We start from the raw sequence: 13647 nt of genomic DNA, 5'->3' as shown, positions 1-13647 counted from the left end.
ATTTAGAATGGGTTTTGGTAATATGAACAAAATGATGAAACAAGCGCAAAAAATGCAAGCCGACATGGCTAAACTGCAAGAGGAACTTGGCAACAAACTTGTGGAAGCAACTAGCGGAGGCGGCATGGTTCAAGTAACTGCTAACGGTAAACAAGAAATAACTAAATTGACCATTAAACCGGAAGCAGTAGACCCTGAAGATGTTGAAATGTTAGAAGATCTTGTGATAGCAGCTGTTAATGAAGCCCTGAGAAAATCACAAGAAATGGTGGCAGGAGAAATGCAGAAAATTACTGGTGGTTTAAAAATGCCAGGCCTTTTTTAGGAGTTGACTTAAATGCTTTATTATGCTCAACCTGTGTCCAATTTAATTGCTCAGCTTAGCAAGCTGCCTGGGATTGGGCCTAAAACAGCCCAAAGGCTGGCATTTCATATTTTACATATGGAGGCAGGAGAAGTAAAAGAGCTGGCAGATGCACTTCTAGAGTCCAAAAACAAAATAAAACAATGTTCTATTTGTTGCAATTTAACTGATATTGACCCTTGTCGAATTTGTAATGACGATCATAGAGATAAATCAGTTCTTTGTGTAGTAGAAGAACCTAAAGACGTATTGGCGTTAGAAAAAACTAGAGAGTATAAAGGCCAATATCATGTTTTGCACGGGGCAATTTCTCCTATGGAAGGAATAGGTCCTGAAAACCTAAGCGTCAAAGAACTTTTGCAGCGTCTGGAAAACTCGGCCATAACTGAGGTAGTCTTGGCGACTAACCCTAATATTGAAGGTGAAGCTACAGCTATGTACCTGGGAAGGCTTCTTAAACCTTTAGGGGTTAAGGTTACACGTATCGCTCATGGTTTACCCGTAGGCGGTGAACTGGAATATGCAGATGAAATGACCTTAGCTAGAGCTTTCGAAGGCAGGCGTGAATTAGATTAAGGGAGTGTCAATTGTATTCCCCAAAAAAACCCGTGTCACAGAAAATAAACTTATGTCACAAAAAATAAAGTTGTATCACAGAATCATGGTCAGAGGGTATGAGAGACTGCCTTCTGGGCATGATTTTTTTGTTCTAGGGATAAGGAAAGAAGGAGTAAGGAATAAAGGTGTAATGCTTATAAATCAAGGTTTTGAGGGTTTAAGAGAAAGAAAAAGAGGAGAGAAAAAAAGAGACCATCTCTCTCTAATCCTTTCCCCCTTAACCCTGCCCCGACGACACAACTTTATTTTGTTTTTTGCCTCAATTTTTTAGTCAAAATGATTCAAGAAGCAAGGAAAAAGGGCTGGATGGGAAAATAGAGGATAAATAACAGATAATAACAAACATTGATTTTAAGCGGCTTACAAGGAGCTTTGTGAAACAACTTTATTTTATTTTTGATACGAGTTTTTTTGGGAGGCATATCAATTATTTTGTGTATTTGATTTTTCCGTTTAAATATTTTGAATCTAATTTGTATTAGTTTTCCAGCTTTTGGGTAATATATTCATTACCTGCTAGGAGGATAAGGCAACTGCTGGAGAGCAACCTGAGCGTCTAGCAAGTAACGAGGATAGCCATGGATTGGTTTCGTGGCTATTTTTTCTGCCTATCCTCGGATAATAAAGCGATAAACTCTTTACATTCTCTGCTTATATTCAATATATTCCTTCCCGAATACCTCGGTATCTTTTCCCGCCTTCCTAAAACATTTGCCTTTATCTTATAATTTTTATATAGCATGGCAAGTTTTAAAAAGTATGACACAAGAAACAATATAAGCAGTATAAGAGATATATAATTTGTAAGCTGCATATACCAAACCCCCTTATATAAAAGTATGCAGCCCAAAGGGACTGCACACCAGATTTATAAGTTATCGACCTTCATGACCCTCATTGCATTTAGTACCGCAATTACTGATACTCCTACATCTGCAAATACCGCTTCCCACATCGTTGCAATACCTCCTGCACCAAGAAGAAGAACAATAGCTTTAACTACTAAAGCAAATATTATGTTTTGCCATACGATTTTTCTTGTCCTTTTAGCAATCTTAATTGCACTTACTATCTTTGAAGGTTCATCTGTCATAATAACCACGTCAGCAGCTTCAATTGCAGCATCAGAACCAAGACCACCCATTGCAATACCAATATCTGCTCTTGCAAGTACAGGAGCATCATTTATACCGTCACCTACAAATACGAGTTTACCTTTTGGAGATTTTTGCTTATCTAACATCTCTAATTTTTCAACCTTCTGGTTTGGCAGAAGTTCTGCATATATTTCATCTAATCCTAATTCTTTTGCTACCTTTTCTCCAACCTGTTTGTTATCACCTGTAAGCATAACGGTCTTTTTAATCCCTATTCCCTTGAGACCTAAAATCGCATCCTTTGAATCCTCTTTTACTTCATCTGAAATAACTATATAACCTGCATATTTCTTATCTATAGCAACATGGACTACTGTTCCCACTTCATCAACTTTATCATAATCTATGTTCTCTTTAACCATAAGTTTAATGTTACCTGCGAGAATCTCTTTGCCATCAACTTTGACCCTAATACCGTGGCCTGATATTTCTTCATAATCACTAATTTCATCCTTATTAACTTCCTTGTTATATTCATTTAAGATAGAAGTTGCAATAGGATGATTTGAATAGCTTTCTGCAAATGCTGCGTATTTTAGTAATTCATCAGAACTAATCTCCTCTTTAGGACTTAACTTTGTAACTTTAAATACACCCTTGGTAAGAGTTCCTGTTTTATCAAATACAACTGTATCAACACTATTTAAAGCTTCTAAATAGTTACTTCCCTTAACTAAAATACCATTCTTTGATGCACCACCAATTCCACCAAAGAAGCCAAGTGGTATTGAAATAACTAATGCACAAGGACAAGATACAACTAAAAATACAAGTGATCTATATATCCAGTTTGAAAATGTAGCCCCAGGAATTATAAGTGGGGGGATTACTGCAAGTGCAAGGGCTATAAAAACTACAATGGGTGTATAATACCTTGCAAATTTAGTTATAAAGTTTTCAGTTGGTGCTTTTTTGCTTGTAGCATTCTGTACTAAATCCAATATTTTAGCTACTGTTGATTCTCCAAATTCCTTTGTAACTTCAATTGTTAAAACACCATTTGTATTGATGAAGCCTGCCAGCACATCATCTTCAACTTCAACTTCCCTTGGTACTGATTCCCCAGTTAATGCAGATGTGTTTACCATAGATTTCCCTTCAAGTATCTTTCCATCAAGAGGAATCTTTTCACCTGGCTTTACAATAATTCTATCTCCAATCTCTACATCATCAGGGTCAACCCTTTTTTCTTCATTCCCAACAAGCAAAGTTGCAAAGTCAGGTCTTATATCCATCAAAGCTGAAATTGACTTTCTTGAACGGTTTACAGCCATACCTTGGAAGAATTCACCTACTTGGTAGAAAAGCATAACTGCAACGCCCTCTGGGAACTCTTTTACTGCAAATGCACCTATTGTTGCTATAGTCATTAAGAAGTTTTCATCAAAAACCTGCCCTCTTGTAATATTTTTGATAGCCCTTAATACAACTTCCCCACCAACTAAAATATAACTTACAAAGTATATTGCAAATTCTACCCAGAATGAAAAATTAAATATAGTTGCAATCCCAAATAGTGCTGCACCTATACCCAGTCTTAAAAGTTCACTTTTATTGGATTCTTCAACTTCTTCTTTACCCTTTAAGGACTTGCTCTTTTCTTTAGCATCTTCAATAATACTTACATCAGGCTCTATTTTTTTAACTATCTTTGTAGCTTCATCAATTACTTTTTCCCAATATCCATCGTCAATTTCAATTTCAAGTTTCTTTGTTGCAAAATTAACTGTAGCTGTCTTTACACCTTTTATTGCACTTACCCCTTTTTCCATCTTTGCAGCACAGTTTGCACAATCCAAATCAGATAATGTGAATGTCTTTTTTGAGATTTTGTTAGTACCAGATGCAAGATGCTTTTTTTCTTCTGCTTCAATTACCTTAACATCAGGTTCTATCCTTTTTACAATCTTTTTGGTTTCATTTATTATATCTTCTAAATCATTTTTGCTGTAGGTTTCGATTGAAAGTTTCTTTGAAACAAAATCAACTGAAGCTGTCTTTACGCCACTTAAGTTTTGAACTTCTCTTTCTATTTTAGCTGCACAATTTGCACAATCTAATCCCATAAGCACCAGGACTTTTTTTGATGACTTTGATATGGTTTTCTCTTTGATGTTTACTTTAGGCTCTAACCTGTTCACAATTTTTTTAGTCTCATTTAAAATTTCATCAAATCTATCCTTGTTGCCTATTTCAATTGTAAGTGTTTTATTTATAAAGTTCATAGAAGCCTGATTTACACCATCAATTTCATTTACCTTTGATTCTATTTTTGCGGCACAATTTGCACAATCAAGCCCATCTAATATTAGTTCCTTTGCAGCCACTGCACTCACTAAAACACCTTCTTTCAATATTTTAATTCATTTATATGGGTTAAACCTTGGTCGAAAATTTGTTTTATGTGTTCATCATCTAACGAATAAAATACAATCTTGCCATCCTTTCTGTATTTAACCAGCCTTGCCTGCTTTAATACCCGTAACTGATGGGATATTGCAGATTGAGTCATGTTCAGAAGAACTGCTAAATCACAAACACACATTTCTGCTTCATCTAAAGCCCAAAGTAATTTAATCCTGGTAGTATCGCCAAAGACTTTAAATAACTCTGCGAGATCATAAAGGTTTTCTTCTAAAGGCATTTTCTCCTTAACCATATTTACTGTATCTTCATGTATTACATCACAGTCACACCTATCAAAATCATCTCTATATTCAGCCATTAAATCACCTCATTTCATATGTAAAGATTGAACGTATGAGTAAGTGTTCATATATTGTGCTTTTATTATATGTTGCAAAGTTGTATATGTCAATACATATATGAAAAGTTGTTCAAGTGTTAAGATAAAAAATAAAAAGAATGATTTTGACTTGCCAATAAACTATGAATTAAAGTGGAATTTAGTGACCTTGGTCAATATCCCGCCGACCAGAATTCCTATGGTGAGGGACGGAATAATCCTTTTTGTCAATGCTGCAAGCAGTATTACAAGTATAGGAATAATAATCGATATTGCACCTAAAGACATACATATCTCAACCTTTCAACAGTATTAGTTTTACTTTTAAAGAGTATTATAATTCAATTGATTTAATTTTTTAGTATATTTGTAACTTCGGCTGCTAATTTTTTGAAAGTACCATTTCATCTGATAGATCATCCATTAAAGAATTCATTAGAACTGCAGATAGGGCTTTATATAGAGCTAAAAAACATTGTAGTAATATTATGGTTGCATAAGCGAATAATAAGAATTATTGCTTCACCCATTCCTCTTAAAACTGCAACTATGTTTTTGTGTAATACGCTCCCCAATTCCGCTAATTCTTTACCGTAAACAGGCGAAAAGGGAATAGAAAAATAGAATAGAAAAGGGCTTTAAAGCCAATAGAATAAAGGGATAGAGGGGATAGAAGAAAGAAATATTCCACCTCTTCCCTTTTTTGAGGAGTGTGGCGTTGAAGAACTTTTTTTGTCGGGGACAATAACGATGTTTTAAAAGTTATAATTTTCTTCTAAAACGGAAAATATATCTATGTTCAGTAATGCAAGGGAGAGATAATTTATGGATATTGAAGCAATCAAGGGTGCAATATAACTAATGTATATCATATTGATGCATCAAGAAAGGTTCCGCTTCATAAACACGATAAGAGCTATGAAATATTCTACTGCATTAGTGGAAGTGGCTTTGGCGTTTTGGAAAACCGAGAGGTAGAGTTGGGAGTTGGATAAGTTTTTACCGTTCCTGCAGGTACTATGCACGCTTTAAGTACGGATGCCAAAGTGTGATTAATATACAGAGGAGGATAGAGGCTTTGGAAGCAATAAAAATTAGTGATATGATTTATCTTTTTAACAGTTATCTTGAATTTATTGATTTAACTTTCAATCAGTACCTACTCATCGGTGAAAAGCCAATTTTAATACATACTGGGAGTAATGATCAGACGGCTGCAATTCTTCCCCAAATTAAAGGAATATTAGGCAGTAAGCCATTGGAGTATGTTTTCGTATCGCATTTTGAATCCGATGAATGTGGTGGATTGAGCTTTTTGATGAATTACTATCCGCAGGTAAAACCAATTTGCTCACAGGTAACTGCAAGGCAGTTGATGGGATTTGGAATAACGAAAGACATCATTGTGAAGAATCCTGGAGAGATTTTAGAAGCAGGTGAGTATAAATTCAAATTTGTCTCTTACCCATCGGAAATGCACTTGTGGGAGGGACTGATGGCATTTGAAACAAAACAGGGCTTGCTATTTAGCAGTGACATTTTTATTCAAAGGGGAAAGTTGGAACAACCTATTATATCCTCAAATTTAAAGGATGAAGTTCAGAAAATTCCACTGGAACAAGTTCCCTCTCCTGACGTTCATAAAGTGTTGGTAGAGACAATTTTAAACCTTCCAGTCAAATATATTATGCCTGGACATGGACCGTGTAAGAAAGTATAAAATGAATATTAATAGGGACCAAAGGAAGGCCGGAAGAGGGGTCTTCTTTTTTTGTATTTTTTTGAGGTTGCATAAGTCACTTTTTATGTAGCATGGACGTATTATGGTAATATAATGAGTTCTTGTTACTAATGATAGCCTAAAAGCTACAAAGGGATTAAGAGATTTTAAATCTAAGGGAACAAAGAGCTTAATTGAATGCAAAATAAAAGCAATTGCATATCCTCTCCTCGGTGACCATGTTCTCCGTGAAGCCAAACATTATTTAAGAATACTACGGCAATCTCAAGGATAGTTAAATAAACGAATATACGGACATAGGTATAAAAGTCGAGTTCATGTAGATACTAAAAAAGAAAACAATTATGAATTTGGAGGAATGATATTATGTCCGTAAAGAAAATGGATCATGCGAATGCTGGCATTAAGTGTGTTGTAAATTCCTGCCACTACTATATGCCTGGTGATCATTGCAGTGCCGAAAAGATTGAAGTTCAGCCAAGAAACGCTGCAAATACGCAGGAAACCGACTGTGCAACCTTTATTCCAGAAAAGTAGTGTGGAAGAAAAGGAGGCTTGCTAATTATTTCGCATCACAGCCTAATTTAAGCAAAGTTTAAAAATAAGGGAATGAATATGTCTTTATATCTAATATTCATTCCCTTAAACCATACCAGATACTCTTCCCTTCACGCAGCCATACTCAAATTAGGTATCCACCGCCGATTTCAAATAAACCTGCAATTATAAAGTAAAATAATGACTTAATAATATCCATCCGCTTTCTCCTTCAATTATGTAAAAAATATAGGTTAATCAGCATTACATTGCTAACTAACCTATAAGTATTATACTCTATTTATATTCTACCAGCAGGCTATACTGCGGTTTATGCTCTTTTGAGTAACTTTTGAATATCACTTTTCATAAAGAAATACAGTGAAGGGATTACAAACAGTGCCATGAGTATAGCCTCGAAGGGTTCTTCCTCCATTGGTATAAACTTTAGGATACCTTCAGCAAACATATCTGCACCCAGATAAATAAGGATTAAGCCAAGTCCTTTAAATATTAACTTGAGATTGAACTTTATACTTGTTTTGAAAATAATATAAGTTAAAATGATAGCCAAGACAATGCCGATACCACTTCCTAATGCCACATTCGGAGCCTTTTCGCTGATTTTTGTAAAGGTGAATATGCAAAGTTCCACTCCCTCCCTGAAGACAGAAAGGAAACTCAAAACTAAAAGGCCGACAGCATTGGAACTGCTTTTTACTTTATTCTTAATATCGGCTGAAATATTGTTTGACTGATTTCCCATCCATACTATGAAGTATATGATTAGACCTGAAGCGACCAACATCATAATACCCTCAAATAATTCCTCGGACTTCTCACCGAGTTCCTGTGCTTCTCTAAAACCGATGAAGCCACCGAAAAGACTTACGGCAACACCGATAAGGACACCGTAATAGACGAATTTAACAGAAGCCTTTTTACCTGATTGATGTAAATACGCAAGAATGATTGCTACAACTAATGCTGCCTCTAAACCTTCTCTAAATGATAGTAACAGACTTGAAAACAATTTTATTAACCCCTTTCAAATAATATTGATAATCATTCTCAATAATGAACTATTTTTTTACTCTCTGACCCCAGAGAGTAAATAATATGATAAGTAAATAATATGTAATTGAGAATTATTATCATTTATAGAATGATTATAATACATATACATTACTAAATCAAGAGGAATAGTAGAATATTGCAATTTAGATTTTGTTTTTGATACGAGTTTTTTGATGATCATAGTATCTGTACTAGTGAAATAAACTTATCGTAAATAAAAAAAGTATGACGATAAAAAAGTAGTATTGTAGAATCATGGTCAAAGTGCTTGAAAGATTGCCTTTTGGCCATGATTTTTTTATTCCTTTTTTCGTCCAAAAACCCCCTAATCATCCACTAATATTTAGAATTTTTTCCAATTAATTGTGTATAATTAATGTAGAAAATTATTTTAGGGGGATTGTATATGGAATTAACTCGTGTTGTACATTTAGTAAAATCCCTAAAAGAAGGCATAAGTAGACTAGAGGAAGTATCTAAAGAAGAACCAAGTAATCCATTACTGAAGGCACTGGAAAAAGCACAAAAAGAATGTGCAATGGCGCGAAATTTTTTTGATCAAGTTCTTGATCAAGACTTAGTGGACTTTGCTATCTATGAGATGGAAGCAGCAGAGAGAAGATATATGCATTTACTAAAATTAGCAAAAAAAGAAGGATTATTACATACTGAAATTAAACTTAATTAAAGTCATAAAATAATAGCCTGTATCAAATTTATTAAATAGGAGGGGGTGAAAAGTTGGATAATGTATTGCAGCTGACATTTGCTGTATTATTTCTTATATTTTTAGTTTATCTAATCAGTAAAATATTAGTTAAGCCAATTAAACTGGCATTTAAAATAGGCATAAACTCCCTTTTCGGCATTTTACTTTTATGGGGATATAATTTTTTAGGAAATTATATTGGAATCGTTATTCCCATTAATGTATTGACTGTACTAGTTTCCGGCTTTTTAGGCATACCGGGTTTAATTTTACTTATTATAGTGAATTTTTTGTTAGGAGGCTAAGAGCCTCTTTTTTTTAACGTAAAATAATTTTAACAAGCTTCATGTAGGTGAATTGAAAGAGGCCGGGGTTAACCTCCCCGGTGGAACTTTTATTAATAACGGGGAAGCTCTACATAACGATGATATCATCATGTTTAACGAAAAAATTGCCGTAGCTATTTCTGTAGGAACACCAAATGTCTAGGGTTACCCTATTGGAAGTTTTCTTGATGCAGCTCCGATGCTAACGGCAAAATGTCCATCTCTAATCCTATCTGGATTGATGTAAACTAATCTCTAGAATAAGAATGCCGCTTTAGATGCTAACATCTAAAGCGGCATTTGCTTTTTCTTTACACTTTTTGAAAATAACTGCCTTTGCCTCATAAAAGTGCTATTTTTGCAAATAATAATTCCGAGGTGAGAGCAATAGATGCTGCAAAGCAAAATCCTATCATTGAAGCATATATAGGTGAATACGCCAGCGGCAAAAGCGAAAATGCTGTGAATAGAGCAGTAGAATTAGTGCACAAAAAACGGCAGGTTACTCTGGTAGATTTAGATTTAGTGGAACCTTTTTATACTTTAAGGCCTATTAAAAAGCAGCTTGAGGAGCTAGGTATCACAGTTATAGCCTGGGACACAAAAGAGACCCTCGGCCTTGGTGAAGCAGGTTCAGTTATCAAGCCGGAGATGATTTGGGTCTTAAAACGGTCGGGAGATATTGTTTTGGATTTAGGCTATGGGGTAGATGGTGCCAGAGTTTTAAATTTGCTCGTTGGTTTTAAACAAAATCCCTTCTTAAAAATTATTGCCGTACTTAATACTACGCGACCAATGACAGAGACTGTTGATGATATTATTCAATTCGTTAAAGGTTTAGAACCAGTAGACGGATTAATAAATAACACCCATTTAGGAGATGAAACTACTGTTCAGCTTATTCAGGAAGGAGCTAAAAAGGTAAATGCAGCTGCAAAAAAACTAAATTTACCTGTAATTGCTACATCAGCAGACGAAAGGCTGCGGGAGCAGTTGGGAGCTTATGACCAGATGGGTAATCCAGTTCGTTACCTAAAACGTTATATGGCACAAACTTTTTGGTAAATTTTATGATTCCAGGAGGTGTATTTAATGGTTACAAAACCTATTGAAGGGGAAAAAAGAGCCTTTATGACCGGCAACGAGGTTGTTGCCTGGGCGGCTTTAGCGGCAGGGGCAGATATTATGTACGGTTATCCCATTACGCCCCAAAATGAAATCATGCATTATTGGATAAGACTTGCACCTAAATATGATAAAAATTTTTTACAAACGGAAGATGAAATCTCAGCCGGATTTACTTGTGTCGGTGGTGTCATGGCTGGGAAAAAAGCTTTTACAGCTACGGCGGGACCGGGGAATATTTTGATGCAGGAATCCATGACTATGGCTGAAATGATGCGTATTCCAACAGTGCTAGTAGTTTGCCAGCGGGGAGGGCCATCGACGGCTACAGTTATTTATTCTCAACAAGAAGTTACTTTAACTTGTTTCGGTGGTAACGGGGAAGGATTTCGTATTGTCTATTCTACTTCGGGACAGCAGGACCTTTTTGATTATACTATTAAAGCTTTTAATACTGCTTGGAAATACCGTTTTCCAACCTTTGTTTTGGGAGATGGATATCAAGCAAAGATGCGTGAATCTGTAACTATCTATGATCCTGAGGTTAGGGGAATTAAAATGATTGAACCTGAACCATTTGTGGGGAAAGCGGGCATGCCAGCCTTAGATCGGGATCCGGCTCACTACCGCAATACATATAACCTGGAAGAAGAACTCTACGAAGTAGTCACGGCTATGGCTAAAGAATTTGAACAAATAGCACCGGAACTTGTAGAATATCAAGAGTTTGAGACTGAAGATTGTGAAGTATTGATTTTAGCCCACGGTGTAGTTTCTAGAGCAGTCCGGGGAGCAGTTGAAGCTTTAAGAGCCCAAGGAATTAAAGCAGGTCATTTCCGTCCCATTACTTTAAGACCGTTTCCTGCGGAGCAGCTGAAACAAACTGTACAAAAGGCTAAAAAAGTATTAGTTGTAGAGTCTGCTGTTGGTCAATTAGAAAAAATAATTAAACAATCTACTTATGGGGTAACTACGCCAATGACCAATTACTTTAGACCTGGGGAAGGAATTACAGTTGAAGAAGTTGTTGAAGAAGTTGTTGAAGAAGTTAAAAAACTTGTCTAGAGCCGTAAATTAAGGAGGTTTGGCAATGGAGACAATTATAGAACCAAAAATGCCTAAGGTATGGCGCAAGGAAACAAAGCCCCATAAGTTTTGTCCAGGTTGTGGTCATCCTCTAGTTTTAAAAGTATTAGGCGAAGCTATTGAAGAATTAGAAATTCAGGAAAGAACTGTTTTTGGCTGCGATATTGGCTGTTCCCTTTTAGCGTGGGATTTTTTTAATGTAGATTCAGTACAAACTCACCATGGCCGGACTACACCTGTAATTACAGGCATAAAAAGAGCTAATTCCAACCTTATTGGCATTGCCTACATGGGTGATGGAGGAGGCTATGCTATTGGTTCCCAACATTTAGTTAATGCGGCAGCAAGAAATGAAAAAATTACTGTTATTCTTGTCAATAATACTATTTACGCCATGACTGGCGGTCAAATGGCACCGACGACTCTGCCTAACCAAAAAACGGAAACTTCTCCCTATGGTCGGGAGATAGAAGCAACAGGGTATCCAACTTTAGGACCGGAAATGGTCAGTGCTATTACCCAAGAAGGAGCCTATATAGCTAGGGGGACTGTAGCCAATCTACGGCAATTAAAAAAATTTATTAAAAATGCTTTGGAGAATCAGGTTAATGGTAATGGTTTTTCTTTTGTGGAAGCTTTATCCCTTTGCCCAACCAATTGGCGGACTAATGCGGAAGAAACTTGGAAGTTTGTAGAAGATGAAATGACCAAGTATTTTAAGGTTGGAGAACTAAAAACTCCTGGGAAAAAGGAGGAAGCGTAATGAGCAAGTACGTTAAAATTGCTTTGGCTGGGGAAGGTGGACAAGGTGTCCAGTCTGTGGCCGCTATCATTACAGAGGCTGCTTATGATGATGGGTATGAAGCATTATACATTCCCAACTTTGGTGTAGAACAAAGAGGCGGTGTATCTGTGGCTTATGTACAGATTTCTGACACAGCCATAGGTTCGCCTAAATTTAAAACAGCAGACATTGTTATTGCTCTTAGCGACCGGGCCGTGCGGAGAACAACCAGGTATGTAGGGCCACAGACAGTATTTGTCTATGATGATAATATTAGAAATATCGAAAATGACCTTCCCCAAAATGCTGCTAAAGTTTTGCCTATTCCAGCCTTAAAAATAGCTAAACAAGAGCTGCATCCCCGTGTATTTAATATCGTTATTATGGGTGCAGTTATAGCTGCTACTAGAGTAGTTGATCTTGATAAAGCAAAGGCTGCTATTGAAAAGAAATTAGGTTATAAATTTGAGCAATATCCGGAACTACGGGAAATGAATTTCAAGGCCTTAGAGAGGGGCTTTGAATTAGTACAAGATAAATTATAGGAGGGTAGGAGTCATGCCCCAAGAAGAATATAAAGCAGTTACTACCAAGAACGGCAAGGGTATTTTTCATAATTTCCCTGACCTGTGTAAAGGCTGCGGTCTTTGCATTCAGAAATGCCCTGTCCATACTATTGGCTGGGCTGATCGTTTAAGTTATTTAGGAACACCTACAGTTGAGCCCGGTCACGGCAAAGACTGTATAGCCTGCAAAACATGTCAACTTGTTTGCCCAGATTGTGCTATTCTAATAGAGAAAATCGATGATAAAGAAAAAGAGAAATAACAATTATTAAGTCTTTACCTTTAATAAGGAACTCTACATCGGAGTTCTTTATATTTTTGTGCAGAAGACATTATCAGCAATTATTCTATGTTTTTGTATAACTATTGACAAATATATATATACTATAGTATAATATTTAAACGTCAAACAGCTGCGGCCTTGAGCCGACAGTAATAAAAAGTGTTTGACAAAAGCTAATAAACATGATAAGATAATTCTTGTCGCCTGAGGGCGGCAACGAAAGAAAAGCAACAACAAAGAGAGAACAGGTCTTTGAGAACTGAACAGTGGAAAAACATGCCCGATTCATTAAAGACAAAAAGCAAGAAATGAATCGAATGGAAACAACTCGTCAAGCGAGAACATTCGAGCCAATCAAACGAAAGAATCGGGGACATACCTTGAACAAGAATAGAACTTGGATAGAGGTGTGTCCCCGCACCATAAACTTCATGGAGAGTTTGATCCTGGCTCAGGACGAACGCTGGCGGCGTGCCTAACACATGCAAGTCGAACGGACCGAAGTGAATAGTTTACTATTTACTTCGG

General features: G+C 36.3%; 16 protein-coding genes, 1 rRNA gene and 1 pseudogene. 14 read left to right on the top strand and 4 right to left on the bottom strand.

The window, feature by feature from the left end; translation table 11 throughout:
* Nucleotides 1-7 precede the first annotated feature (7 nt).
* Both RDV78_08445 and recR read left to right on the top strand, forming a co-directional pair.
* A complete protein-coding gene (locus RDV78_08445; protein MDS1030501.1) occupies nucleotides 8-325 on the top strand; it encodes a YbaB/EbfC family nucleoid-associated protein in 318 nt (105 codons plus the stop codon).
* 12 nt (nucleotides 326-337) lie between these two features.
* Complete coding sequence (recR, locus tag RDV78_08440; GenBank protein MDS1030500.1) at nucleotides 338-940, top strand: recombination mediator RecR; 603 nt, start codon at nucleotides 338-340, stop codon at nucleotides 938-940.
* 637 nt (nucleotides 941-1577) lie between these two features.
* Here the strand turns inward: recR and RDV78_08435 are convergent.
* Genes RDV78_08435 through RDV78_08425 form a run of 3 tightly spaced genes read right to left on the bottom strand, consistent with a single transcriptional unit; the run spans nucleotide 1578 to nucleotide 4864 of the window.
* Complete coding sequence (locus tag RDV78_08435) at nucleotides 1578-1796, bottom strand: hypothetical protein (GenBank protein MDS1030499.1); 219 nt, start codon at nucleotides 1794-1796, stop codon at nucleotides 1578-1580.
* Nucleotides 1797-1850: 54 nt separating this feature from the next.
* A complete protein-coding gene (locus tag RDV78_08430) occupies nucleotides 1851-4466 on the bottom strand; it encodes a heavy metal translocating P-type ATPase (GenBank protein ID MDS1030498.1) in 2616 nt (871 codons plus the stop codon).
* Between the two features lie 23 nt (nucleotides 4467-4489).
* Complete coding sequence (locus RDV78_08425; protein ID MDS1030497.1) at nucleotides 4490-4864, bottom strand: metalloregulator ArsR/SmtB family transcription factor; 375 nt, start codon at nucleotides 4862-4864, stop codon at nucleotides 4490-4492.
* Between the two features lie 1099 nt (nucleotides 4865-5963).
* Here RDV78_08425 and RDV78_08420 point away from each other — a divergent pair.
* The 3 genes and pseudogenes from RDV78_08420 to RDV78_08410 all read left to right on the top strand — a co-directional run bounded on the left by RDV78_08420 (nucleotide 5964) and on the right by RDV78_08410 (nucleotide 7163).
* On the top strand, nucleotides 5964-6605 hold the full coding sequence (locus tag RDV78_08420) for an MBL fold metallo-hydrolase (GenBank protein ID MDS1030496.1): 642 nt from the start codon (nucleotides 5964-5966) through the stop codon (nucleotides 6603-6605).
* 124 nt (nucleotides 6606-6729) lie between these two features.
* A pseudogene (locus tag RDV78_08415) lies at nucleotides 6730-6900 on the top strand (DUF2935 domain-containing protein).
* A 92-nt stretch (nucleotides 6901-6992) separates the two neighbouring features.
* Nucleotides 6993-7163 (top strand): DUF1540 domain-containing protein, encoded by a 171-nt coding sequence (locus RDV78_08410; protein MDS1030495.1) that lies wholly within the window; start codon nucleotides 6993-6995, stop codon nucleotides 7161-7163.
* Between the two features lie 331 nt (nucleotides 7164-7494).
* Here RDV78_08410 and RDV78_08405 read toward each other — a convergent pair whose 3' ends face one another.
* Entirely contained in the window at nucleotides 7495-8196 is a 702-nt protein-coding gene (locus RDV78_08405) for an FTR1 family protein (protein ID MDS1030494.1), read from the bottom strand.
* A 450-nt stretch (nucleotides 8197-8646) separates the two neighbouring features.
* Between RDV78_08405 and RDV78_08400 the strand changes: the two genes are divergently transcribed.
* The 9 genes from RDV78_08400 to RDV78_08360 all read left to right on the top strand — a co-directional run.
* Nucleotides 8647-8928, top strand: coding sequence for a DUF2508 family protein (locus RDV78_08400; protein ID MDS1030493.1), 282 nt, complete (start codon nucleotides 8647-8649; stop codon nucleotides 8926-8928).
* A gap of 53 nt (nucleotides 8929-8981) precedes the next feature.
* Entirely contained in the window at nucleotides 8982-9254 is a 273-nt protein-coding gene (locus tag RDV78_08395) for a pro-sigmaK processing inhibitor BofA family protein (GenBank protein ID MDS1030492.1), read from the top strand.
* 52 nt (nucleotides 9255-9306) lie between these two features.
* Nucleotides 9307-9438, top strand: a complete 132-nt coding sequence (locus tag RDV78_08390) for a hypothetical protein (GenBank protein ID MDS1030491.1) — start codon at nucleotides 9307-9309, stop codon at nucleotides 9436-9438.
* 224 nt (nucleotides 9439-9662) lie between these two features.
* Nucleotides 9663-10340 (top strand): hypothetical protein, encoded by a 678-nt coding sequence (locus RDV78_08385; protein MDS1030490.1) that lies wholly within the window; start codon nucleotides 9663-9665, stop codon nucleotides 10338-10340.
* Nucleotides 10341-10367: 27 nt separating this feature from the next.
* Nucleotides 10368-11465 (top strand): transketolase C-terminal domain-containing protein, encoded by a 1098-nt coding sequence (locus RDV78_08380; GenBank protein MDS1030489.1) that lies wholly within the window; start codon nucleotides 10368-10370, stop codon nucleotides 11463-11465.
* Nucleotides 11466-11490: 25 nt separating this feature from the next.
* Entirely contained in the window at nucleotides 11491-12249 is a 759-nt protein-coding gene (locus tag RDV78_08375; protein MDS1030488.1) for a thiamine pyrophosphate-dependent enzyme, read from the top strand.
* Nucleotides 12249-12815, top strand: coding sequence for a 2-oxoacid:acceptor oxidoreductase family protein (locus RDV78_08370; protein MDS1030487.1), 567 nt, complete (start codon nucleotides 12249-12251; stop codon nucleotides 12813-12815). The genes RDV78_08375 and RDV78_08370 overlap by 1 nt, the downstream gene beginning before the upstream one ends.
* A 13-nt stretch (nucleotides 12816-12828) precedes the next feature.
* Nucleotides 12829-13098, top strand: a complete 270-nt coding sequence (locus tag RDV78_08365; GenBank protein ID MDS1030486.1) for a ferredoxin family protein — start codon at nucleotides 12829-12831, stop codon at nucleotides 13096-13098.
* A gap of 449 nt (nucleotides 13099-13547) precedes the next feature.
* Nucleotides 13548-13647: ribosomal RNA gene (locus RDV78_08360) — 16S ribosomal RNA — on the top strand; the annotation flags it as partial.

It is taken from the genome of Bacillota bacterium LX-D (assembly GCA_031628995.1).
Taxonomy (GTDB): Bacteria; Bacillota; DUOV01; order DUOV01; family Zhaonellaceae; genus JAVLUO01.
This window is presented reverse-complemented; position numbering and strand designations above follow the sequence as displayed.